The 23,952-nt window shown below is 64.6% G+C and carries 23 protein-coding genes; 8 read left to right on the forward strand and 15 right to left on the reverse strand.

Going from position 1 to position 23,952, the window contains the following annotated elements:
• The first annotated feature begins 31 nt into the window (after positions 1-31).
• Positions 32-541 carry a CBS domain-containing protein gene (locus BM075_RS19760; protein ID WP_093362430.1) on the forward strand — a complete coding sequence of 170 codons (510 nt, stop codon included), beginning with the start codon at positions 32-34 and terminating at the stop codon, positions 539-541.
• 6 nt (positions 542-547) lie between these two features.
• Positions 548-1,909, forward strand: coding sequence for an ArsB/NhaD family transporter (locus BM075_RS19765; protein ID WP_093362431.1), 1,362 nt, complete (start codon positions 548-550; stop codon positions 1,907-1,909).
• 26 nt (positions 1,910-1,935) lie between these two features.
• Here BM075_RS19765 and BM075_RS19770 read toward each other — a convergent pair whose 3' ends face one another.
• Positions 1,936-2,673: a VIT1/CCC1 transporter family protein gene (locus tag BM075_RS19770; protein WP_093362432.1), complete on the reverse strand. Its 738-nt coding sequence runs from the start codon at positions 2,671-2,673 to the stop codon at positions 1,936-1,938.
• Between the two features lie 401 nt (positions 2,674-3,074).
• On the opposite strand from BM075_RS19770, the gene BM075_RS19775 reads away from it, so the two are divergent.
• The 6 genes from BM075_RS19775 to BM075_RS19800 all read left to right on the forward strand — a co-directional run bounded on the left by BM075_RS19775 (position 3,075) and on the right by BM075_RS19800 (position 11,420).
• Complete coding sequence (locus tag BM075_RS19775; RefSeq protein ID WP_218152881.1) at positions 3,075-4,718, forward strand: tetrathionate reductase family octaheme c-type cytochrome; 1,644 nt, start codon at positions 3,075-3,077, stop codon at positions 4,716-4,718.
• A 1-nt stretch (position 4,719) separates the two neighbouring features.
• Entirely contained in the window at positions 4,720-5,382 is a 663-nt protein-coding gene (locus tag BM075_RS19780) for a cytochrome b/b6 domain-containing protein (RefSeq protein WP_093362433.1), read from the forward strand.
• Positions 5,383-5,589: 207 nt separating this feature from the next.
• Entirely contained in the window at positions 5,590-6,570 is a 981-nt protein-coding gene (locus BM075_RS19785; protein ID WP_093362434.1) for an efflux RND transporter periplasmic adaptor subunit, read from the forward strand.
• Entirely contained in the window at positions 6,563-9,769 is a 3,207-nt protein-coding gene (locus BM075_RS19790; protein WP_093362435.1) for an efflux RND transporter permease subunit, read from the forward strand. Before BM075_RS19785 ends, BM075_RS19790 begins: the two co-directional genes overlap by 8 nt.
• 150 nt (positions 9,770-9,919) lie before the next feature.
• Positions 9,920-10,807, forward strand: coding sequence for an acetylglutamate kinase (argB, locus tag BM075_RS19795; protein ID WP_093362436.1), 888 nt, complete (start codon positions 9,920-9,922; stop codon positions 10,805-10,807).
• Positions 10,808-10,895: 88 nt separating this feature from the next.
• Complete coding sequence (locus BM075_RS19800) at positions 10,896-11,420, forward strand: SixA phosphatase family protein (protein ID WP_093362437.1); 525 nt, start codon at positions 10,896-10,898, stop codon at positions 11,418-11,420.
• Between the two features lie 6 nt (positions 11,421-11,426).
• Here the strand turns inward: BM075_RS19800 and BM075_RS19805 are convergent, their stop codons facing one another.
• The 14 genes from BM075_RS19805 to rpsM form a co-directional block, all read right to left on the reverse strand.
• On the reverse strand, positions 11,427-12,218 hold the full coding sequence (locus tag BM075_RS19805) for an amino acid ABC transporter ATP-binding protein (RefSeq protein ID WP_093362438.1): 792 nt from the start codon (positions 12,216-12,218) through the stop codon (positions 11,427-11,429).
• 9 nt (positions 12,219-12,227) lie between these two features.
• Positions 12,228-13,520 carry an amino acid ABC transporter permease gene (locus BM075_RS19810; protein WP_093362439.1) on the reverse strand — a complete coding sequence of 431 codons (1,293 nt, stop codon included), beginning with the start codon at positions 13,518-13,520 and terminating at the stop codon, positions 12,228-12,230.
• Position 13,521: 1 nt separating this feature from the next.
• Positions 13,522-14,841 (reverse strand): amino acid ABC transporter permease, encoded by a 1,320-nt coding sequence (locus tag BM075_RS19815; RefSeq protein ID WP_093362440.1) that lies wholly within the window; start codon positions 14,839-14,841, stop codon positions 13,522-13,524.
• A gap of 132 nt (positions 14,842-14,973) precedes the next feature.
• Positions 14,974-15,990, reverse strand: a complete 1,017-nt coding sequence (locus BM075_RS19820) for an amino acid ABC transporter substrate-binding protein (RefSeq protein ID WP_093362441.1) — start codon at positions 15,988-15,990, stop codon at positions 14,974-14,976.
• A gap of 240 nt (positions 15,991-16,230) precedes the next feature.
• On the reverse strand, positions 16,231-16,950 hold the full coding sequence (locus tag BM075_RS19825) for an ATP12 family chaperone protein (protein ID WP_093362442.1): 720 nt from the start codon (positions 16,948-16,950) through the stop codon (positions 16,231-16,233).
• The gene (locus BM075_RS19830) at positions 16,951-17,640 is read right to left on the reverse strand and encodes an HAD-IA family hydrolase (protein ID WP_093362443.1); all 690 of its coding nucleotides are present in this window, start codon (positions 17,638-17,640) and stop codon (positions 16,951-16,953) included.
• Positions 17,637-18,683, reverse strand: a complete 1,047-nt coding sequence (locus BM075_RS19835) for an RluA family pseudouridine synthase (RefSeq protein WP_093362444.1) — start codon at positions 18,681-18,683, stop codon at positions 17,637-17,639. Before BM075_RS19835 ends, BM075_RS19830 begins: the two co-directional genes overlap by 4 nt.
• Complete coding sequence (crcB, locus tag BM075_RS19840) at positions 18,680-19,063, reverse strand: fluoride efflux transporter CrcB (RefSeq protein ID WP_093362445.1); 384 nt, start codon at positions 19,061-19,063, stop codon at positions 18,680-18,682. The genes BM075_RS19835 and crcB overlap by 4 nt, the downstream gene beginning before the upstream one ends.
• Before the next feature lie 91 nt (positions 19,064-19,154).
• Positions 19,155-20,474 (reverse strand): replication-associated recombination protein A, encoded by a 1,320-nt coding sequence (locus BM075_RS19845; protein ID WP_093362446.1) that lies wholly within the window; start codon positions 20,472-20,474, stop codon positions 19,155-19,157.
• A gap of 44 nt (positions 20,475-20,518) precedes the next feature.
• Positions 20,519-21,130 (reverse strand): autoinducer binding domain-containing protein, encoded by a 612-nt coding sequence (locus BM075_RS19850; RefSeq protein ID WP_093362481.1) that lies wholly within the window; start codon positions 21,128-21,130, stop codon positions 20,519-20,521.
• Between the two features lie 185 nt (positions 21,131-21,315).
• Positions 21,316-21,726, reverse strand: coding sequence for a 50S ribosomal protein L17 (rplQ, locus tag BM075_RS19855; RefSeq protein WP_093362447.1), 411 nt, complete (start codon positions 21,724-21,726; stop codon positions 21,316-21,318).
• A 171-nt stretch (positions 21,727-21,897) separates the two neighbouring features.
• Positions 21,898-22,914, reverse strand: coding sequence for a DNA-directed RNA polymerase subunit alpha (locus tag BM075_RS19860; RefSeq protein WP_093362482.1), 1,017 nt, complete (start codon positions 22,912-22,914; stop codon positions 21,898-21,900).
• 117 nt (positions 22,915-23,031) lie between these two features.
• Positions 23,032-23,421, reverse strand: coding sequence for a 30S ribosomal protein S11 (gene rpsK, locus BM075_RS19865; RefSeq protein WP_093362448.1), 390 nt, complete (start codon positions 23,419-23,421; stop codon positions 23,032-23,034).
• Positions 23,422-23,436: 15 nt separating this feature from the next.
• Positions 23,437-23,805, reverse strand: coding sequence for a 30S ribosomal protein S13 (rpsM, locus tag BM075_RS19870; RefSeq protein WP_093362449.1), 369 nt, complete (start codon positions 23,803-23,805; stop codon positions 23,437-23,439).
• Between the last annotated feature and the right edge of the window lie 147 nt (positions 23,806-23,952).

The following is a 23,952-nucleotide window of genomic DNA, read 5'->3' on the forward strand; positions in this document are numbered from 1 at the left end:
GGTTTCTGCCATCAAGCACGCGAGGTCGAAAATGGGTCTGACTTGCCAGGATGTCATGCTTCCGCCGGAGCTTCAGGAGACAATCCGCCCCGACGCCACCGTCGCGACCGCCTTCAACGTGATCCGCCGTAGCCGCATCCGTATTCTGCCCGTGGTGGACGAGAACGGTAAGTACATCGGCGTTTTCACGCAGCCGACGCTGATGAAGCTACTTCTGCCGAAAGCGGCGACCATCGGCTCGGACAGGGACAATTGGCGCGGCAGGATCGGCAACCTCAGCTTCATGAGCCTGTCGAAGGAAGACTTCGACGCCGAACTCGAGCGCCTGAAGACCGTCAAGGTGTCCGACAACCTGTCCAACCCCAAAAACATCCCCATCGCGGCCCCCGATACGCCGGTCATGGAGGGCATCTACCTCATCCACAAATACAAGCGCCACGTGATCCTGGTCGACCCCGAGACGGGCCGCTTCGTTGGCACTGTCAGCCCTAACTCCCTGTTGGACCGAGTTTTCGGCGAAGTCGAAATCCTCGGCATGTGAACATTCATGGACCATTCCTCACCCCACGGCGAGGCCGCCCTTTCCATTCCGGATCTGCTGGGCATCGACCCGCTCTGGGTCGCGACCGGCATCCTCATCCTCGTCTATGTCGCCCTCATCAGTGAAAAGGTGAACCGCGCCATTCTGGCCATGCTTGGCGCGGCGCTGATGGTCGTCTTCGGCATCATCAACCAGGAGCAGGCCGTCTCGGGCGTGGATGCGAACACGCTCGCGCTGCTCATCGGGATGATGATGATCGTCAGCATCACGAGCAAATCCGGCCTTTTTCAGTACGCGGCGATCAAGGCCGCCAAGAGCGTGAACGCCAAGCCAATGGGCATCCTCGTCATGCTCACGCTGATAACGGCGGTCTTTTCGGCGCTGCTCGACAACGTGACCACTGTCCTGCTGATCGCACCGATCACCCTGCTCATCACCGACGAGCTGAAGACGCGCGTCTTTCCCTTTTTCATGGCCGAGATCCTGGCGTCGAACATCGGCGGCACCGCGACCCTGATCGGCGACCCGCCCAACATCATCATCGGGTCCGCGGCCAACCTCAGCTTCAATGACTTCCTGATGAACCTGGCACCCATCGCGACGGTCTGCCTCGTGGTCATGCTTGGCGTCACGATCCTGCTCAACCGCCGCGCCCTGTCGCACATTCCGCCGGAGGCCAGCCTGCGGATCATGAAGTTCAAGGAGAACGAGGCGATCACCGATCGACGGCTCATGGTCAAATCCCTGGGCGTGCTGGCTCTCGTCCTGCTCGGCTTCACCGTCGGGCACGGCTACGGTCTGATGCCTGGGACGTCGGCTTTGGCAGGCGCGGCGCTCTTGATGCTGCTCGCCTTCGGCCATCAGAAAAGCGAGAAGCAGTCGGACTCCCTGCACGGCATCTTCGCCGAGGTCGAATGGGTGACGATTTTCTTCTTCGGCGGCCTGTTCGTGGTGGTGGCCGGTGTGGAACACGCCGGACTGCTGGAGATCTTCGCCACCAAGATCCTCGATCTCACCCAGGGCGACTTGATGAAGACCTCGTTCCTGATCTTCTGGGCCTCCGGCATCCTGTCGGCCATCCTCGACAACATCCCCTTCGTAGCCACCATGATCCCGATGATCGAGTCCACCGCCCACACGTTCGGCGGCGCGGAGGCGATCGAGCCGCTGTGGTGGTCGCTCGCGCTCGGTGCCTGTCTCGGCGGCAACGGCACCCTTCTGGGGGCAAGTGCCAACCTCACGGTGGCCGCCTTCGCGGAGAAGGCCAAGCAACCCATCGGCTTCGTCGACTTCGTAAAGATCGGCTTCCCCGTGACGATGCTGATGCTGGCGATCTCGAACGTCTATATCTGGATGCGGTACTTCTGACCGGCCCCAATTGACGCGGCGGGGGGCTAGCCAATCGACCCCACGGCGGCGCCCACGACATAGGCCACGAGCGCACAGGCGCCGCCCACGAGAACCGCCTCGCCGACGCATCGCAGCGCTCCCTGCCGGGTCGACCACCACCGCAGCAGGCCCAGCAGGGCGAGCGCCGTGAAGGTGGCTGCGACAGAGAGCCAGAACGTCGTCGGCGTCGGCGTCATTATAAAGTAGGGAATGAGCGGGATCGCCCCGAGGGTGATGAATGACAGGAACGTCACCATCCCGTCCATCGCCGCGGAGCCGTTTCGCATGTCGGGGATTTCGAATTCGTAGGACATCATCATGTCCACCACGAGTTCGGGGCAGCGGATCAGTTCCGACGCAATCCGGCCAGCCGGTTCGGGCCCCATGCCGCGTTCGCAGAGCATTTGCACCAGCTCGGCGCGTTCCCGGTCGGGGTTGTTTCGCAACTCGTCCAGTTCAAAACGCCGTTGGCTAACGTAGACGTCCCGCTGAGACCGGGTGGACAGGAATTCACCGAGCCCCATCGACACGCCGTCGGCAAACAGGTTGGCGAGACCGAAGACCAGAACCGCCAGCGCACCCACTTGCGCCGTTCCCTCCGCGGAGGCTCCGGCAAAGCCCGCAACAATGGCGAAGGTCGTCACGATACCATCGTTTCCACCGTAGACGATCTGCTTGAGAAACTCCTGCAGTTGGCCGATCTTGTGGTCGTCCCGCCGGTGTTGAACCCAGTCGATGGCCATGTGTCCGCACCCCTGACTCGATGCCGAACGGGTACCCCCCCCGCGCCCGGCATGACAAGCGCTCGGCCGCAATGGAAGGGCGGCCAGCGGCGTGTCGGAACCGGTCGCTTCACAGTGTCCACGCTGCGACAAAATATGCATCCAAAATAAGCTATAAGACCCTCACAGATGCAGATATGGCGCAGGTAAGATGAGCCTTTCTATTCTTGTCACGAAAATTCTCCGCCAAATCAGCCTGTCATCACCTCTGTATTTATGCACCTTTACAATATATTTTCCTTTCTGTAGGTTATATTCATAAATTCAAAACTTGTTATAGATCATGGAATTAATGCCCCATCCGTGCATTTGTTGGGCCGCTCAGGAGCGCCCGGCAATCCACGAGATGGAGGGATGTGCACATGATTTCCGGAAAGATGACGGCCGTGATCGGCCTGACCCTTGCACTGACAGGGGCCGGGGCCGTCGTGGCACAGGAGGCGGAGGCACCGCCGGCAAAGAAATCCAACACCACGGTGGACCATTCCAATCTGGAGATCCTGCAAAAGGACTTCGCCTCCGGGCCGGAGGTGACCGCCGCCTGCCTGACCTGTCACACCGAAGCTTCCGATCAGGTCAAACAGTCCATCCACTGGACGTGGGACTACGAGCACCCCGTCACCGGGCAGGACCTCGGCAAGAACAACGTGATCAACTCCTACTGCGTCGGCGTGGCCGGGAACGAACCGCGCTGCACCTCCTGCCACGTGGGCTACGGCTGGAAGGACATGAACACGCCGCCCCCGCAGGAGGCGAACGCGGTGGACTGCCTTGTCTGCCACGACAAATCCGACACCTACTTCAAGGTGCCCGCCGGCGCGGGCCAGCCCTTCGGCACGGAGGTCAAGGAGGGCGCCGTCACCAACACAGGCAAACCGGCCAACCCGGTGGACTTGACGCTGGTGGCGCAGAGCGTTGGCCTGCCCGATCGCGACAACTGCGGCAACTGCCACTTCTACGGCGGCGGCGGCGACAACGTGAAACATGGGGATCTTTCGTCGGTCTTGCACAACCCCACGAAAGACATCGACGTCCACATGGCCTCCGACGGCCTGAACTTCGAATGCTCGACCTGCCACGTGAGCGACCAGCACCAATGGCACGGATCGCGCTACAACGTGACGGCCAAGGACACCGAGGGCGCCGGCCTGCCCGGCCAGCGGCGCGACGTGGCCACCTGCGAAAGCTGCCACGGCACCGAGCCGCACGACAAGTTCTCCCTGATCGGCTTCAAGCTGAACAGCCACCGCGACAAGATCGCCTGCCAGACCTGCCACATCCCTGAATACGCCAAAGGCGGCGTCCCCACGAAGACGATGTGGGACTGGTCGACCGCCGGCAAGATGGGCGAAGACGGCAAGCCGATGAAAGTCGCGAAGTACGAGACCGCCGACGGCAAGAAGAAACCCACATATGTCACGATGAAGGGGGACTTCGAATGGGGTGAGAACCTGAAGCCGGAGTACTTCTGGTTCGACGGCCAGGTGGAATATGCCAATGCCGATCACGACATCGACCCCAGCGGGGTGGTCGAAGTCAACATGATCTCCGGCGGCCAGGATGACGAGAACAGCCGGATCTGGCCCTTCAAGGTCATGCGCGGCAAGCAGCCTTACGACACGGAACGTAACCGTCTGCTCTACCCGCACCTCTTCGGACCGGGGTCCGAGACGGCCTACTGGGGCAAGTGGGATTGGGACAAGGCGTTCGAAGCGGGCGCCAAGGCGTCCGGGACGGAATACTCCGGCAGCTACGACTTCGTCGCAACCGAGATGTACTGGCCCGTCACCCACATGGTCGCGCCGGCCGAAGACCACGTCGCCTGCGAGGAATGCCACAAGGAGAATGGCCGTCTCGCCAACATCGCCGGCATCCACATCCCCGGTGCCAACCCGATGGGCCCGGGCGGCAAACTCGGGGCGCTGATCTTCGGCTTGACCCTGCTGGGGCTGGTCATCCACGCCCTCATGCGCCTCATCGGCCGCCGCAACATGAAGGAGCACTGAGATGTCCGAACGTATGGTCAAGATCTACCCGCCGTTCGAACGCTTCTGGCACTGGAGCCAGGTGATCCTGGTGCTGGTCATGACCTTTACCGGATTCCGGCTTTACGGTCTGCACGAGTGGATACCGTACCAGCAGGCGGTATTGGTGCACACGTACGCGGCGCTGCTGCTGATGGTGCTCTGGATCTTCGCGATCTTCTGGCACTTCACCACCGGCACGTGGAAGCACTACGTCCCTTCCGCGGACGGTCTGGGGCAGGTGATCCGGTTCTACAGCTACGGCATCTTCAAGGGCGAGAAACATCCCTATCGGAAGGCGTACTGGCGCAAGCACAACCCGCTGCAGGCCATGGCCTACCTCGCGCTCAAGCTCCTGATCTTCCCGACGATCTGGATCACCGGCATCGCCTACCTCACCTATCGGCTGTGGGAACCGGCAGCGTCCTCGGGCCTCTGGATCGAGATCGTGGGCAACCTGCATGTGCTGGCGGCCTTCGGCATCCTGTCGTTCATCGTGATGCACCTCTACCTGATGACCACCGGCCACTCCCTGTGGGAGCACATCCGGCCGATGTTCACCGGCTACGACGAGATCGACCTGTCGCCGCAGGAGGAGGCCTACCTGGAAGCGGACGAGCCAAGCCGCATCAAGCCAGTCGCCTAGAACGGTCAGGCGAAACGCAGGAGGCGGCCTTTGCGCCGCCTCCTACGCTTTTATGCATAAATTGCATTTCAAATAGCTGTTTTAAAATGCGAAAATGGGAATGGAGGAGGATACAGGAGAGATTTCCGCAGCCTGATCAGGACGGGTCTTGCAAAACATTCACAAAAACGCATATGTTTTGCACCGCCGGATGGACAGGAGGTCCCGATGCCAAGACGAATTCTGCCACTACTGCTCGCCCTCGCCCTGCCCCTGTTCGCAGAGGCACAGACGCCAATGCAAGCGACGCGCGTCGAGGTGCCCGAATGGAAGGCGGTGTTCGGACGCATCGAAACGAAAGACAGCATCCCTGCCCGCACACGGCTCGGGGGCACGCTGGTCAGCATCGAGGTCTCCGAAGGTGCCCATGTCGAAGAAGGGCAGCTGATTGGCACGGTCTCCGACGAGAAGCTGGACCTGCAGCTTCGCGCGGTGGACGCGCAACTGACCTCCCTGCAAGCGCAACTCGATAACGCCGAGGCCGAACTGTCCCGCGGTGAGAACCTGCTGGAACGAGGTGTCACCACCGCCCAGCGCCTGGATGCCCTGCGCACGCAGGTTGACGTGTTCAAGGGCCAGATCGGCGCGGCGAATGCGGACCGCGCCGTTCTGAAGCAGCGCGAGGCCGAGGGAGCGGTCCTCGCGCCGCTCTCCGGCACCGTCCTTGACGTGCCGGTCACCGCTGGCGCGGTCGTGCAGCCCGGGGAGACCATCGCGCAGATCGGCGGCGGTGGATTCTTCCTGCGCCTCGCCGTGCCGGAGCGCCACGCGGGGGTTCTGGAGGAAGGCGCCGACATTCAAATCGGCACCGGGGACCAGACCCGCACCGGCCACCTGGCGAAGATCTATCCCCAGATCGAGAACGGCCGCGTGATCGCGGACGTTGAGGTGGAGGGCCTCAACGAGGACTTCGTCGACGCCCGCGTTCTGGTCCGCTTGCCCGTGGGCTCTACGGAAGCCGTGGTCATCCCGCACGAGGCGGTCGTCTCCCGCATGGGCCTGGACTTCGTCACCGTGACGGGGTCGGACGGCATGGCCGTACAACGCACGGTCGTCCTTGGCGAACGGGTCGAGATCGACGGCCGACCGATGATCGAGGTCCTCTCGGGCCTCTCGGGCGGCGAAACGCTGGTGGCCGGCCATGACTGACCAGCCCCACCCCATGCGCCGCGGCATCGCCGGCGGCCTGACCAGCGCCTTTATCCGTTCGGCGCTGACCCCGCTCATGATCATGGCCGCGCTGGCCGCCGGCCTGATCGCGCTCGTCAGCCTGCCGCGGGAGGAGGAGCCGCAGATCTCCGTCCCGCTGGTGGACATCCACATTCAGGCGCCCGGCCTCAAGGCCGAGGACGCGATGAAGCTGGTGACCGAGCCGATGGAAACCATCGTGCAAGGCATCAACGGGGTGGAGCATGTCTATTCCCAGACCATGGACGACTACGCCATGGTCACCGCGCGGTTCCTCGTCGGCACCTCCTCGGACGCTGCCATTCTGCGGGTCCACGAAAAGGTGCGCGCCAACATGGATCGCATCCCCGTGGGGATCGACGATCCGCTGATCGTCGGCCGCGGGATCGACGACGTGGCGATCGTGTCGCTGACGCTCACCCCCTCCGCGCCGGACAACGGCGTCACCGCCAACGACCTCACCCGAGTTGCCCGCGAATTGCAGGTGGAAGCCGCCAAGATCGAGAATGTCGGGCTGACCTATATCGTCGGCGAGGCGCCGGAGGCGATCCGCATCGCGCCGGACCCGGAGCGTCTGGCGCTCTACGGCGTCACGCTCCAACAACTTGCCGGAAAGGTGCAGGGCGCGAACCGGGCCTTCTCCACCGGCCTCGTCCGCGACAATGGCGAGCAGATCTCGCTCGTGGCCGGCGAAACGCTGAAGGCGCCGGCCGAGATCGCCAACCTCCTTCTGACCACGCGGGACAACCGCCCGGTCTATGTGCGCGACGTGGCCGATGTGAGCTTCGTGCCCGACACGTCGGACCGGATCGTCTCGAACGTCACCCGCGCCGAGGACGGCACCGTCACGCGCACCCCCGCCGTGACGCTCGCCATAGCCAAGCGCGCCGGGGCCAATGCCGTCGTCGTGGCCGAAGAGATCCTGCACCGCGTCGAGGAGCTGGAGCACGAACTGATCCCGGACACGATGCAGGTCGACATCACCCGGGACTATGGCGAGACGGCCAACGAAAAGGCGAACGAACTGCTGTTCCACCTCGGCCTCGCCACCGTCTCCATTGTCGCGTTGGTGCTCTTCGCAATCGGCTGGCGAGAGGCGATCGTGGTCGCCATCGTGATCCCGGTCACGATCCTGCTCACGCTCTTCGCGGCCTGGATCATGGGCTACACGCTCAACCGGGTGTCGCTCTTCGCGCTGATCTTCTCCATCGGGATCCTCGTGGACGACGCCATCGTTGTGATCGAGAACATCGCGCGGCACTGGGCGATGCCGGACAAGGCCGACCGTGTGACGAAGGCGATCCGCGCCGTGGCCGAGGTGGGCAACCCCACCATCGTCGCCACGCTCACCGTGGTCGCGGCGCTGCTGCCGATGCTGTTCGTTTCCGGCCTGATGGGGCCCTACATGAGCCCGATTCCGGCGAACGCTTCCGCCGCGATGATCTTTTCGTTCTTCGTGGCCGTCATCATTACGCCCTGGCTCATGGTGAAGATCGCCGGCCGTGCGCCGGCCCATGACCCGAACGACCAGGCACACCAGGGCGGCGCCCTGGGGCGGATCTATGCCGCCGTCGCCCGGCCGCTTCTGCGCACCAAGAGCGGGAGCCTGCTGTTCCTGCTCGTGGCCGCGGCCATCTCCTTCGGCTCGCTGGCGCTGCTCTACACCAAGGACGTCACCGTCAAACTCCTGCCCTTCGACAACAAGTCAGAGCTATCGGTCGTGATCGACCTGCCCGAAGGCTCCGCCGTCGAGCAGACCGACGCCGTGGCGCAGGCCGTGGCGCGCGAGGTGCTTACCCTGCCCGAGGTGATTTCGGCGCAAACCCACGCCGGCGACGCCGCGCCGTTCAACTTCAACGGGCTGGTGCGCCACTATTACCTGCGGGAGCAGCCGCAGATGGGCGACGTTCAGATCAACCTCACGCCCAAGGGGGACCGTGACCGCTCCAGCCACGAGATTGCGTTGGAGATCCGGGAGCGCATTTCCGACCTCGACGTCCCCGAAGGCACGACTCTGAAAACGGTCGAGCCGCCCCCGGGCCCGCCGGTCATCGCGACCCTGCTGGCGGAGGTCTATGGCCCCGACGCGGATACCCGGCGCGAGGCGGCGGCGAAGATCCGCGAAGCCTTCGCGAGCGTTCCGTTCATTGTTGATGTCGATGACAGCTATGGCATCCAGCCCCGGCGCCTGCGCGCCACCATTTCCGGCGACCAGCTTGAGTTCTTCGGCGTACAAGAGACGGACGTGTTCGACACCCTCGCGATCCTGAACGCCGGCAGCACCGTCGGCTACTCCCACCGGGGCGGCGGCCGGTACCCGATTCCGATCACCATCGAGCGGGACAAATCCGACCGCGTGGTGGACGAGCGGTTCCTGTCGACGCCCATCCCCGCGAACGTGCTTCCGGGCGCCCGGGGCGTCGTCGAACTGGGCGACGTGGTGGACATCCGGGAGGAGAAGGCCTCCTACCCGATCTTTCGCCACAACGGCCGCGCCACGGAGATGGTGATGGCCGAACTCGCCGGGGATTTCGAGGCGCCGCTCTATGGCATGCTCGCCGTCAGCGATGCACTGGAAGAGATGGAGTGGGACGAGGGCACAAAACCCGAGATCCGTCTGAACGGCCAGCCGGAGGACGAAGCGCAGGTGACGCTCCTCTGGGACGGCGAATGGGAAGTGACCTGGGTTACCTTCCGCGACATGGGCGCCGCCTTCGGTGTGGCGCTGCTGGGCATCTACATCCTTGTGGTGGCGCAGTTCGGCTCCTTCCTGCTGCCCTTGGTGATCCTGACGCCGGTGCCGCTCACCTTCGTCGGCATCATGGCGGGACACTGGCTGTTCAACGCGCCGTTCTCGGCACCCTCAATGATCGGTTTTATCGCGCTCGCGGGCATCATCGTCCGCAACTCCATCCTGTTGGTGGACTTCATTCGTCACGCGGACCCGGCGAAGGACAAGGTGGAGACGCTGATCGAGGCCGGGGCGATCCGCTTCAAGCCGATCCTGCTCACCGCCGTCGCCGCAATGATCGGCGCCGCCGTGATCCTGGCAGACCCGATCTTCCAGGGCCTCGCGCTGTCGCTGCTCTTCGGCCTGCTCAGCTCCACCCTGCTGACGGTTCTGGTGATCCCGGCAATCTACCGCGTGTTCCGCACATAACGCGTGCCATCGCGCGGCTGTCGGGCCGCGCGATGGCCTGAGATCGTGCTCTCATGAAACGGCTATGGCGCGGCAAATGCCGCAAACGCCCTTGGCACCGCGCGCCCCGGCGCGTAACACCACGTACCAAGCAAGCACTCGAGCCGACGAATGAAGAAGCAGAACATGAACCGCGACTGGATCGCCACCGCCCGGACGCTGTCCGAAGCCCTTCCCTATCTTCAGCGCTATACCGGCGCCACCGTCGTCATCAAGTTCGGCGGCCACGCCATGGGCGACGCCGAGCAGATGGCGAGCTTCGCACGCGACATCGTGCTGATGAACCAGGTGGGCGTGCATCCGGTGGTCGTTCACGGCGGCGGCCCGATGATCAACGACCTCCTCAAGAAGCTCGAGATCAAGAGCGAGTTCGTGAAGGGCAAACGCGTCACCGATGAAGCCACCATGGAAGTGGTGGAGATGGTGCTCTCCGGGCTCGTCAACAAGCGGATCGTTCAGGCGATCAACAACCAGGGCGGCCGTGCTGTGGGTATCTCCGGCAAGGACGCCAACATGATGGTCTGCGATCCCGTGGACCCGGCGCTCGGGCTGGTCGGTCAGCCCGTGGAGGTCTCGCCGGAACTCATCCACCAGATGCACGCGCACAAAATCATTCCCGTCGTGGCGCCCCTCGGCGCCGGGCGGGACGGCGAGACGTTCAATGTGAACGGCGACACCGCCGCCGGCGCTATCGCCGCCGCGCTCAAGGCGGACCGGCTGCTGCTGCTGACGGACGTCGAGGGAGTGAAGGACTCAAGCGGCGCTGTCGTGACCCAGCTCAGCCCCGACCAGGTTCGGGAGCTGACGGACAGCGGCGTGATCGCGGGCGGGATGATCCCCAAGACAGAAACCGCACTTGAGGCGATTGCCGGCGGCGTCCGTGCGGTCGTCATCCTGGACGGCCGCGCGCCCAACGCTTGTCTGCTAGAGCTGTTCACGGACCACGGGGCCGGCTCGCTGATCCGGGTGCCCTTCGAGGAGAAGCCGCGCAAGATGTGAAAAGGGCTTCGCTTCTGCGGAGTCCGTCCTATGATCGGACGACCGTGCCACCCACGGGCAAAAACCTCCGCGCCGCTCACGAAAGCCCATGAAACATCTTATCCTCCTTCGGCACGCGAAATCGAGTTGGGTGAATCCCGAACTGAACGATATCGACCGCCCCCTCAACAAGCGCGGAAAGCGCAGCGCCAAGGCGCTCGGCAAGTGGCTGCGCAACAGCGAATGGCAGCCGGACGAGATCCTGTGCTCCTCCGCCCGGCGGGCGCGGGAAACCTGGGAAGCGCTGAAACTCGCGGGCGAGGCCGACATGCGGCCGGTACTCTACCACGCCACGCCCGAGACAATGCTGGACGCGCTGCGCGGTGCCACCGGGGAGACCGTGCTCATGATCGGGCACAACCCCGGCATCGCGGCCTTTGCACAGGACATGGCCGATGCCGCCCCGGACCACCCCCGTTTCACGGATTATCCGACAGGCGCGCTGCTGGTTCTGGCATTCGATGTCGCGACCTGGTCTGAGGTTCAGCCGCAGCAAGGCAAGCCGCGCCAGTTCCTCACCCCGCATGACCTGGCGGAGGTGGACGCAGCAGAGGGCGCCGACCCCACGCAGTAACCGGGCTCAGTGCCCCAAGATCTGGCTCAGGAACAGCTTCGTGCGCTCGTGCTGCGGGTTGTTGAAGAATGCTTCCGGCTCGTTCTGCTCCACGATCTGACCCTGATCCATGAAGATCACCCGGTTTGCGACCTGCCGGGCGAAGCCCATTTCGTGGGTCACGCAGAGCATGGTCATGCCCTCCTCGGCCAGTTCGACCATCGTGTCGAGCACTTCCTTGATCATCTCAGGGTCGAGCGCCGAGGTCGGTTCGTCGAACAGCATGATCCGCGGCATCATGCAGAGCGAACGCGCAATCGCCACCCGCTGCTGCTGGCCGCCCGAAAGCTGGCCGGGGTACTTGTTGGCCTGCTCCGGGATCTTCACCTTCTCCAGGAAATGCATGGCCGTCTCCGTGGCCTGCTTGCGCGGCACCTTGCGGACCCAGATCGGCGCCAGCGTGCAGTTCTCCAGGATCGTCAGGTGCGGGAACAGGTTGAAGTGCTGGAACACCATCCCGACTTCGGAGCGGATCTTGTCGATGTTCTTCAGATCCGAGCTGAGTTCCGTCCCGTCGACGATGATCTCGCCGGATTGGTGTTCCTCCAGCCGGTTGATGCAGCGGATCAGCGTCGACTTGCCGGACCCGGACGGGCCGGCAATGACGATCCGCTCGCCCCGGTGGACGGTCAGGTTGATGTCGCGCAACACGTGAAACGTGCCGTACCACTTGTTCATGTGGGTGATCTGGATCGCGATTTCGTCGGACACCTGCATGTGCGAGCGGTCGACAGTGCGTTCTGCGGGCATTTCAGACATGGCGTTTCCTTAGCGGTGTTCCGTCCGAAGCTTGCGCTCCAGGTACATCGAGTAGCGGGACATGGAGAAGCAGAAGATGAAGAACATGACGGCGATGAAGCCGTAGATCTCCCAGACGATACCGTTCCAGTTGGAGTCGGCCAGAATCGCGCGGGACAGCCCGAGAGGGTCCAGAAGGCCGATGATGGAGACCAGCGTGGTGTCCTTGAACACCCCGATGAAGGTGCTGACGATCCCCGGGATGGAGATCTTGAGAGCCTGCGGCATGATGATGAGCCGCTGCGCCATCCAGAAGTCCAGCCCGAGCGCGTCCGCCGCCTCGTACTGCCCCCTCGGAAGCGCCGCCAGCCCCCCGCGGATCACTTCGGCCATGTAGGCCGAGGCGAAGAGCGTCACCATGATAATGACCCGCAGGATGATGTCGAAATCCGTGCCCGGCGGCATGAAGATGTTGAGCAGCGTGGAGGCGACGAAGAGCAGCGTGATAAGCGGCACGCCGCGGATGAACTCGATGAACCCCACCGACAGCGAGCGGACGATCAGCAGATCCGACTGCCGCCCGAGCGCCAGGAGGATACCGATCGGCAGCGACAACGCGATGGCGACGACACCGATGGTGATCGACAGCATGTACCCGCCGAAGGCCCGGCTCTCCACCGTCTCGATGGCCAGAGGCAGGATCGAGGCAAAGGCATTGGGCACCGGCCCGGCAAGAAAGATCCACCAGACCACCGGAAGGACGAACGCAAGGATCGTCGCCGCCAGGTCGCCGACCACCGGCTTGAGAAACCGCTGCGCGAGATAGCCGATGACGAACCCGACCGCCGCCATGACCGGAGTCCAGATCGTACCGCCCCAAAGCAGCCACGGCATCAGGAAGGGATAGACCGCCGAGAAGTACAGCATCTTGCGCGGCAGCCCCGTGAACAGGATCGGCGCAAGGGCGACCGCGAGCAGGGCAAAGTCGAGGACAACACGCCAATAGAGGTGGGGCGGATAGAAGCCGAAAATGAACTGCAGGAAGCGTTCGCGGATCAGGCCCCAGCACGCCCCTCCGTAGCCCGCCTCGGCAATGATCTCCCGGCACTCGGTCAGCGAGTTGGCCTGCCACGTGGGCGAGATCAGCCACGGCAGCGCCTGCGCGAGTAGCCAGTAGATGAACGCCAGCGACAGGAGCGACAGGATCGCGTTCAGCGGCGAGGAGAAGAGATTCTCCCGCATCCAGCCGACAGCACCGGTCGTTGCCCCGGGCGGTTCCTGCTCTTCGATCATCTGGGTGCGGACGAAATGCGTTTCTGTCATCTTACCGCTCCACCAGTTTCACGCGCTGGTTGTAAAGGTTCATCACCGCCGAGATGCAGAGGCTGATCGACAGGTAGACGAGCATCCCCATCAACACCGTCTCCAGCTCCCGCCCGGTCTGGTTGAGCGTGATGCCCATCAGGGTGCCGGTCAGGTCCATGTATCCGACGGCGATGGCCAGCGAAGAGTTCTTCGTGAGGTTCAGGTACTGCGAGATCAGCGGCGGGATGATGACCCGGAGCGCCTGCGGCAGGATCACCAGGCTCATGATCCGGTTCGACCGGAGCCCGAGTGCCGCCGCGGCCTCGCTCTGCCCCTTGGAGATGGCAAGGATGCCAGCGCGGACAATCTCTGCGATGAAGGCTGCCGTATAGAGCGACAGGGCCAGCCACAGCGCGATGAGGGAGTTGCGCAGGTAGATGCCGCCCTGGAAGTTGAACCCTTTCAGCTCGGGTCGCCCAAGGTGAAAGCCCAGCAGCACCAGCACCGCCACCGTGGGAATGACCACCACGCCCAGCCGAAGATACCACGTGGTGGGCCTGTCGCCGGTCTGGTTCTGAATACGGTCGGCCCGCTTGCGGATCAGGCTCGAAACGTAGAACCCGGCCCCCAGCACCGCGAGGATCAGCAGCAGGTCGAGGCTCACCTGGAACAGCCCGCAGGAGTCGCTCACCGGTCCGCCCCCTTCCGGCACCGCGCAGGCAGGACTGGACCGGTCCGCCAAAATCGGCAGGTCTCCCAGTCCACGGGAGAACATCGGCTCCGGCACGTAGAACCCCCGGTTGGTCAGCGCAACGGAATCGAACAGGACCATGCTGGCCTCCGAATCGTCGCCGCGGAAATCGCGGGGGGCGGGCAGGGTCTCGATGAGGATCGCCATGGTGAAGACGATCCACAGCAGCACCGGCACGTTGCGGAAGGTTTCGACGTAGACCGTCATCAGCCGCGCCACGAGCCAGTTGTTGGACAGCCGCAGCACGCCGACGATGATACCGATGATCGTCGCGGTGATGCAGCCGAGAAAGGCCACGAGGAGCGTGTTGATCAGCCCTACCACGGTCGCGCGCCAATGGCTCGACTGGGAGTTGTAATCGATCAGCCGCTGGTTGATGTCATACCCGGCGGAGTCCTTAAGAAACGAGAAGTCGATGGGTTTCCCGAGGACCGCGAGATTGTGAAGGGTGTTGTTCACCAGCCAGCCGGCCAGGATCAGGAACCCGATCAGCGCGACGATCTGGATGGTGATCGAGCGGTAACGGGTATCGTAGACCAGCATGCCGAGCCGGAACGACTCCTTCGGCGGGGCGGTCGTTATGCTCATGGCAGTGTTCCCTACGTCGCTCCTGGCGTCCTGGGGATGCAAGAATAACGTCCCGCGACCGCGCCCGGATGTTTTCGTTCTTGGGAAGATACGGAAAGGGGCGCGGCCTGTGCCGCGCCCCTGATTTGATCCTTAGCGGAAGGGCGGTGCGTAGAGCAGGCCGCCGTTGGTCCACTGCGCGTTCAGCCCGCGCGCCAGACCGATCGGGGTGGCTTCGCCGATGTTCTTCTCGAACAGCTCGCCATAGTTGCCGCCCGCCTTGATGGCGTTCTTGGCCCAATCGGCATTGAGACCGAGCATTTCACCCAGCGAGCCCTCGGTGCCGAGGATGCGGTTGATCTCGGGGCTCTCGGTGCCCTGCGCCAGTTCGTCGACGTTGGCGGAGGTGATTCCGTATTCCTCGGCCGCGATCAGCGCGTTCAGCGTCCAGCGGACGATGTCGCCCCACTCGTTGTCGCCATGGCGCACGAGCGGCCCCAGCGGCTCTTTCGAGATGATTTCCGGCAACAGGATATGATCGCCGGGCGCCTCGAACGTGGCGCGGACGGCGGCAAGACCGGACGCGTCCGTGGTGTAGGCATCACAGGCACCCGCGAGGTACTGCTGCTGCGCCTCGTTGTCGGTTTCCACCGGAACGGGCTCGTATTCCATGTTGTTGGCGCGGAAGAAGTCCGCGAGGTTCAGCTCGGTCGTGGTGCCCGTCTGGATGCAGACGGTGGCGCCATCGAGTTCCTTGGCCGAGGACACGCCCAGTTCCTTCGGAACCATGAAGCCCTGGCCATCGTAATAGTTCACGCCGACGAATTCGAACTTCAGGTCGACGTCGCGGGTGAAGGTCCACGTGGTGTTTCGGGCGAGCATGTCGATCTCGCCGGACGCCAGCGCGGTGAAGCGGGTCTTGCCGGTGGTCGGGACAAACTCGATTGCGGTCGGATCACCCAGAATTGCGGCTGCGACGGCGCGGCAGACGGCCACGTCGAAGCCTTCCCACTCGCCATTCGCATTGGGGTTCGCAAATCCGGTCAGTCCGGTGGTGACGCCGCAGTTCAGCTTTCCGCGCGCTTTGACGTCGTCCAGGGTCGCGGCTCCCGCAACGCCAGCGGACAGTCCGGCCAGAGCCAAAGCCCCAACGAGTACGGTCTGTTTCATATGTACCTCTTCCTGATGGTCCCACCCGTGAGCGAGTGGTGGTCCTTTTTGACCCGGGCCTTGAGACCCGAGGTGATTTCGTTTGAAAGGGTCTGGCCCTCTCAACGCAACGACATTGGGCAAATTACTAAATAAAGGTCAAGGGCGCGTCCCCGTGCGTCGGCACGCGACCACGTGCTGCAAGGGCGCCGGAGGGCATGGGCGAAATTTTAGGCACCCATTCCCCCGCACTGTCAGGAATCAGGCATCCGCGCGAGATAAGTCATGGAAACGAATGGCGTGCAGGAATTCCTCCCGCTTCACGGCAGCCGCCGCTGCGGCCAGTTCGTCGACGCCCCATTGGCTCTGCTGGTACGTTTCGTCAATTCGAGAGCGCCGCCACGCTTCTTCCGCCGGCAGGTGCCCTTCGAGCACCGCAAGGCCCAGCAACAGGGAACCAGAGAGACTCACCAGGTCGTGCAGCGCCGTCAGCGCGAAGGCATCCAGCGAGGCCACGCGTTCCCGAAGCCGCTCTAGGCTTTCTTCAGGCTGGGAGACCGGGACGACACCGACGGTGGGAACAAGCCGCGCGCCGAACGCCGCACGCGCCCACTCCAGCATGGGGTCCCACGCATCGGCCTGTTGCCGGCAGAGCTGGTCCGGCTCCGCCGCCCGGTAGCAGCACAGGTCAGTCTCGCCGTAGTCCGCGATCATCGCAGCCACGGCGGCGAACTGCGGGGCAACCTTGTCGATGGCGGCATTCGCGGAGCGTGTGAAGGGCATCGAGAGCGGGTCGATCTCGCCGTCCTGTGCGTCCCATTCCGCCGCGATCCGCTCTGCGAGCGCGCGGGAGGGAACCGCCAGCGGCACCTTCGCGGGCGTCCGCACCGGCCGGCCGTCGAGCGCGACGCCCCAGCCCTCCGCCGCATCCCCGGTCACGCTCGCGCTTTCCCAGAAGCGTTTTGCCTTCCAGTCCGCCATTCAGCTCTCCCAGATCCGCGCAATCGCCGCCGGCAGATCTTCGACGGCATCCACCACCGCATTGGCCCCTGCCCCTGTCAGGGCGTCCGCCGGATGGTAGCCCCAGGCGACGCCGAGCGTCGCCACCCCGGCCGCCCGGCCCATCTCCATGTCGAATGTCGTATCGCCGATCATCACCGCATCCCCCGCCTCTACGCCCGCCTCCTCCAGCGCGGTCAGGACCATGGACGGATGCGGCTTGGAGGGGTGGAAGTCCGCCACCTGCTCCGTCACGAAGGCGCCGGTCAGGCCGTGGGCCTCCAGTAGGTGATCGAGCCCGCGCCGCGACTTGCCGGTTGCCAGCCCAACGAGCAGATCGTCGCGCCCGAGCAGCCCGTCAATGACGGCGCGGATGCCGGGGAAGAGCGGCGACATCACCTCCGGCGCGCCGGACAGGCGAATCGAGGCGAAACTCTCTTTGTAGGCAACCGAAAGTGCATCGCGATCTGCGGGGCCAAGGTCCGGCGACAGACGCGCCAGCGCCACCGGAAGCGACAGCCCGACGATGCTCAGCACGTCCTCCCGTGGCGGCGCGGCGAGCCCGAGGGCGCCGTACGCCTGCGCCATGGCCGCGAGGATGTGAGCCTGACTGTCCACGAGCGTGCCGTCTACGTCGAAGACGACCAGGCGCAAGGGGGCACCGGCGGTCATTCGACCTCCTCGAACGGGTCCGACGGTACGTCCGCCGCGCGCCAGTCCAGCATCTCCCACGTGCGGGCCATGTGCTCCGGCAGCGGCGCGGTCAACGTCAGCCGCTTGCCCGTCACCGGGTGGGTCAGGCTCAGCGAGCGCGCGTGCAGGTGCAGCTTGCGCGACAGCGCCCCGCCCAGCCCCGCGCCCCAGCCGTCCCCCAGGTTCTCCTGCCCCGAGCCGCCGTATTTGCCGTCGCCAATGATCGGATGCCCGATCTCGGCCATGTGGGCGCGCAACTGGTGGGTGCGGCCCGTGACCGGCACCAGCGCCACCCAGCTCACGCGCCCGCCCAGCCCCGACAGCACCGCATAGTCCGTCGTGGCGCGCTTCGCGCCCGGGGTCGTCTCCACCTCGCGCGGGTGGATGCAGCGCATCTTCTCCCCCTCGCCGCCCGCGCCATGGCCGGACGCCTTCACCAGCCCGAAGCGGATCGTTCCCATCTGCGGCTGCGGCACCCCCGCGACGGCGGCCCAGTAAATCTTGCGCGTGTCGCGCGCCCGGAACGCCTCCTGCAACGCGGCGGCCACGTTGCGGGTCCGCGCCAGCAACAGAACGCCCGAGGTGTCCTTGTCGAGCCGGTGCACCAGCCGCGGCTTCTCCTCCAGACCGAATTTCAGGGCCTCGGCCAGCCCGTCCACGTGGCGCGTCTGCTTGCTGCCACCCTGGGACGGCAACCCGGCAGGCTTGTCGATCGCGATGATATGGTCGTCTTTGTAAATCACCGCATCGCGCATCATCTTGGCGTCGGCCTCGGACACCGTCGGCCGCTCCGTCCGGTCCGCCTCCGTCCCCGGGTCCGGCAGTGGCGGAACCCGCACCACCTGCCCGGCCTCAATGCGGGTGGAGGCCTTGACCCGCGCGCCGTCGACGCGCAACTCGCCCTTGCGACACATCTTCTCGATCCGCCCCTGCGCCACATGCGGGAACCGGTTGCGGAACCATCGGTCCAGCCTCTGTCCGGCGTCCTCTTGGCCGATCTCGATCTGTTGAACCCGGCTCATGGCAGCGGCACCACCCCGCGGGCAAAGGCAAGCCCGATCACCAGCGCCGCCAACGAGATCAGCACGGAGGCGGCAATGTAAATCAACGCGATCTCCGCCCGGCCCTCTTCCATCAGGAAGATCGTATCGAGCGAAAAGGCCGAGAACGTCGTGAACCCGCCCAGAAGCCCCGTCATCAGCAAGGGAGTCAGATGGTTGCCGCCCTTGCGCTCCAGAACCACCACCAGCGCGCCCATGAGGAAGGAGCCGACGATGTTCACCGTCAGCGTTCCCCAAGGGAAGCCAATGCCAAAGAGCGCCTTCATTGCGACGTTGGTGAGGTAGCGGCAGGAGGCGCCGATCGCCCCGCCAAGGGCGACCTGAAGAACGGTGAAGATCATGGCGCCGGTGTCGAGCGGCCACGCCGGATTGTCAAGCGCCCCGGCGGCTGCGGCCGTTCCGGGGTCGCCGCCCTGCCCAACGCGCGAATTCCTATTTGCCCTCTCCCTCGCGCCGCGCACGCAGCTTGACGAAGTAGTCCAGCCGCCGCTTCAGTTCCCGCTCGAAGCCGCGTTCGACGGGAAAATAATAAAGCCCGCGCTTCATCCCGTCGGGAAAGTAATTCTGCCCGGAAAACCCATCCTCGGCGTCGTGGTCGTACTGGTAGCCCGCGCCATAGCCCTGATCCTTCATCATGGAGGTCGGCGCGTTCAGAATATGCTTCGGCGGCGGCTCGGAGCCGGTGCGCGCCGCCGCCGCCATCGCCGCCTTGAACCCCGCGTAGCCCGCATTGGATTTCGGCGCGAGCGCCAGATAAACCACCGCCTGCGCGAGCGCCAATTCCCCCTCGGGGCTGCCCAGCCGTTCGTAAACCTGCCACGCTTCCAGGCAGATCCCCTGCGCCTGCGGATCGGCCAGCCCGATGTCCTCCACCGCCATCCGGGTGATCCGCCGGGCCAGGAACCGCGGGTCCTCCCCGCCCTTCAACATCCGGGACAGCCAGTAGAGCGCGGCATCCGGGTCCGAGCCGCGCACCGATTTGTGCAGCGCCGAGATCAGGTTGTAATGCGCCTCGCCGGACTTGTCGTACTGCGCGGCACGCTGCGTCAGCCGGGTCCGAAGCACATCGGTGTCGATCGGCGTCCGGGCGCCCCAGGCGGCGATCTGCTCCACAAGGTTCAGCAGCGCACGCCCATCCCCATCGGCCATCGCCAGCAGCGCCGCGCGGGCGTCCTCGGTCAGCGGCAGGCTCAGGCCCAGTTCCGCCTCCGCCCGCGCCAGCAAGGCCTCCAGCGCCGCCCCGTCGAGCCGGTTGAGCACCAGCACCTGCGCCCGGCTGAGAAGCGCGGCGTTGAGTTCGAAGGACGGGTTCTCCGTGGTCGCCCCCACCAGAACGATGGTGCCGTCCTCCATATGCGGCAGGAAGCCGTCCTGCTGCGCCTTGTTGAACCGGTGGATCTCGTCGACGAACAGCAGCGTCCCCTGCCCGTTTCGCCGCCGCAGCCGCGCCGCCTCGAACACCTTCCTCAGATCGGGCACGCCGGTGAAGATGGCGCTGATCTGAACGAAATGCAGGTCCGTCTCGTCCGCCAGGAGCCGGGCGATGGTCGTCTTGCCCACGCCAGGCGGCCCCCACAGAACGAGCGACGACAACTGGCCAGCCGAAAGCATCGTTCCCAGCGGGCCGTCGGGGCCGAGCAGATGATCCTGCCCGATGACCTCGGACAGCTTCGCCGGGCGCAAGCGGTCTGCCAGCGGTCTGGACGCAGGAGGCTCCTGGGTGGCGCCGGGCGAGTCGAATAGGTCGGACATGCGGCTACCCTAGGGCCGGCCCTTGCCGAGCGAAAGATGCCGGCTCAGAGCAGGCGCGCATCCTTGGCGCGCTGGATCGCCTCGGCCGTGGTGCGGGCCATGAGCCGTTGCCGCGCCGACGTCAGCCGGGCCTTGAGCGCGCTTTCGGAAATCCCGAGCTTCGCCGCCGCAGCGGCATGGCGATCGCCCGCACCGATCAGGCGGAGCGCCTCCACCTGCGCCGTCGTCAGCTTTTCCGGCGGTTCGGCCAACGCGTGCAGACGACGCACGATATCGGCGATGGCCGAGATCTCCTCATCTTCGAATTCCCTGTCCGCCCGCGCTGAGCCTGCGATGGTCCGCGACGAGATTGGACCGACAGCGATCTGCACCCCGTACTTCAGCCCGAAATCCGCCGCCTCCCCCATGATGCCGAACGGGTCCGGAATCTGGATCTCGCTCCAGCGCGCGGCACCCTCGGTGGAAAAGCCCCACGCCGTCATCGGGTCGCGCATCGCATAGGCATTGGCGGTGTAATGCTCGATCCAGGCGGCATTGTATGTCTGGTAGGTCAGTAGGGGTGCAGTGAAGCGGATGTGAAGCCCGACGAAATACCCGGCCGGAGACAACGCCTGCAGCGCCTTGAGTTCCCTGTCGATTGTCGCGCGTTCGAGCATCATCGCAGACCTGCTATTCCGCCAAAATTTTCAGCATGAGCGCGGAGCCCGATCAACAGTGAATGTGTTAAAATCGGGCAGTGTGGGATCGGCTCCCCATCGGGGTCGGTCCGAATCCTCCGACACGATAAGCAAAAGCCCCCGGCAAGCGGGGGCTTCGTATCCTTTGAGAGATCCGCGAGGCGTCACGCCTCGGCGGCGCCCTCTCGGGCGCGGTCCTCTGCGCCCTTCGCATCCACATCGCGGTCGACCAGTTCGATGATCGCCATGGGTGCCATGTCGCCGTAGCGGAAGCCGGCCTTCAGAACGCGGACGCAGCCACCCGGACGCTCGGCGTACCGCGGCCCGAGAACCTCAAACAGCTTGGCCACGTGCTTGTCCTGCTTCAAGCGGGAGGCGGCCAGACGGCGGGCGTGAAGGTCGCCGCGCTTGCCGAGGGTGATCAGCTTCTCGACCACCGGCTTGAGTTCCTTGGCCTTGGGCAGCGTGGTCTTGATCTGCTCGTGCTCGATCAGAGAGCCGGCCATGTTGGCGAAGAGCGCCTTGCGGTGCTCGTGGGTTCGGTTCAGGCGGCGGTATCCGCGGGCGTGACGCATGTGTCTATCTCCGGTTTGCCCTCTACGGGCGATTTTGCTTTGTCTGGCCGGCGATGCGTGTCACCGGCTCTCCTTGGGGCAGGATGCCCGCTCGTTTGCCCGGCCCACGCGCCACGATGCGTGTGGGTGGGCGGGTGGGACACGCGTCGTGGCGCGTCCCACCCCCAAGTCTCAGAACTGGTCCTCGAACTTCTTGGCCAGGTCCTCGATGTTCTCCGGCGGCCATTCCTCGACGTCCATGCCGAGGTGCAGGCCCATGCCAGAGAGCACTTCCTTGATCTCGTTCAGCGATTTGCGGCCGAAGTTCGGGGTGCGCAGCATCTCGGCTTCGGTCTTCTGGATCAAATCCCCGATGTAGACGATATTGTCGTTCTTCAGGCAGTTGGCCGACCGGACCGACAGTTCCAGCTCGTCCACCTTCTTCAGAAGCAGCGGGTTGAACTCCAGCCCGTCGTCCTCCTCCTGGCGGCCGGCGGCTTCCGGCTCCTCGAAGTTGACGAAGATGCTGAGCTGATCCTGCAGGATGCGCGCGGCAAAGGCCACGGCGTCGTCCGGCGTGACCGACCCGTCCGTCTCGATCTTCATCGTCAGCTTGTCATAGTCGAGCACCTGGCCCTCGCGGGTCGGCTGAACGTCGTAGGAGACCTTCTTGACCGGCGAGTAGATGGCGTCGATCGGGATCAGGCCGATGGGCGCATCCTCGGGACGGTTCTTGTCCGCCGCCACATAGCCCTTCCCGACGTTCACGGTCAGCTCCATGTAAAGGTCCGCGCCGTCGTCGAGGTGACAGATGATGTGGTCCTTGTTCAGGATCTCGATGCCGGCCGTTTCCGCGATGTCCGCAGCCGTCACCGCGCCCGGACCCTTGGCCGAGACCGACAGGCGCTTCGGCCCGTCGACATCCATCCGGATCGCCACGCCCTTGAGGTTCAGCACGATGTCCGTCACGTCCTCACGGACGCCGGCCACGCTCGAGAACTCGTGCAGCACGTTGTCGATCTGAACGCTGGTGATGGCAGCGCCCTGCAGCGAGGACAGCAGCACCCGGCGCAGGGCGTTGCCCAGCGTCAGGCCGAAGCCACGCTCCAGAGGTTCGGCCACGACCGTGGCCTTACGGCTTGCATCTGCGCCGGGCTTGACCTCCAGCTGGGTGGGCTTGATGAGTTCCTGCCAGTTCTTGTGGATCATGTATGTCGCCTCCATACCTGTTCGCGTCCCATGTCCGAGGAAACGAACGCCCGAGGATCAAAATGCCAGCACGGACCGCGCCCTGTGCGGCGCGATCCGGAATAAAAGACCTGTTCCTCAGACGCGGCGGCGCTTCGGAGGACGGCAGCCGTTGTGCGCAATCGGCGTCACGTCGCGAATCGACGTGATGTTGAAGCCCACAGCGGCGAGGGCGCGCAGTGCGCTTTCCCGCCCCGAACCGGGCCCCTGAACCTCGACCTCAAGCGTCTTCACGCCGTGTTCCTGCGCCTTGCGGCCAGCGTCTTCGGCGGCCATCTGTGCGGCATAGGGGGTCGATTTGCGGGAGCCCTTGAAACCCATCGTGCCGGCGGACGACCAGGAGATCGCATTGCCCTGCACGTCGGAGATCAGGATCTTGGTGTTGTTGAACGAAGAGTTCACATGCGCAACGCCAGCGGCGATGTTCTTGGAAACCTTGCGCTTTGCGGGACGTCTGTCACGAGCCATTGACCTTGCCTCCCCTTATTTCTTCTTGCCGGCGATCGGCTTCGCCGGGCCCTTGCGGGTGCGGGCGTTGGTGTGGGTGCGCTGACCGCGCACGGGCAGGTTGCGGCGATGACGCAGGCCACGGTAGCAGCCGAGGTCCATCAGGCGCTTGATGTTCATCTGCGTCTCGCGGCGCAGGTCGCCTTCGACGGTGTAGTTGGCGTCAATGTGCTCGCGGATCGCCAGCACTTCGGCGTCGCTGAGCTCATTGACGCGGCGGGCGCTGTCGATGCCGACGGCGTCGCAGATGGCTTCGGCCGAGCTGTGCCCGATGCCGGTGATGTAGGTCAGCGCGACGGGAACGCGCTTTGCGGTCGGGATGTTGACCCCAGCGATACGTGCCAAGAAACGTCTTCCTTCATGGTTGCGGTTCCGTAATTCCAGAACCTTTTTTCACAACAGAGGCCCGACAGCTCGAACGCCACCGGGCCAGGTTTGCCGCCGACCGCCCCAAGCTGCGCATGCACGGGAGACGACGGCGATTCTCGATTG

It is taken from the genome of Tropicimonas isoalkanivorans (genome assembly GCF_900112335.1).
Classification (GTDB): Bacteria; Pseudomonadota; Alphaproteobacteria; order Rhodobacterales; family Rhodobacteraceae; genus Tropicimonas; species Tropicimonas isoalkanivorans.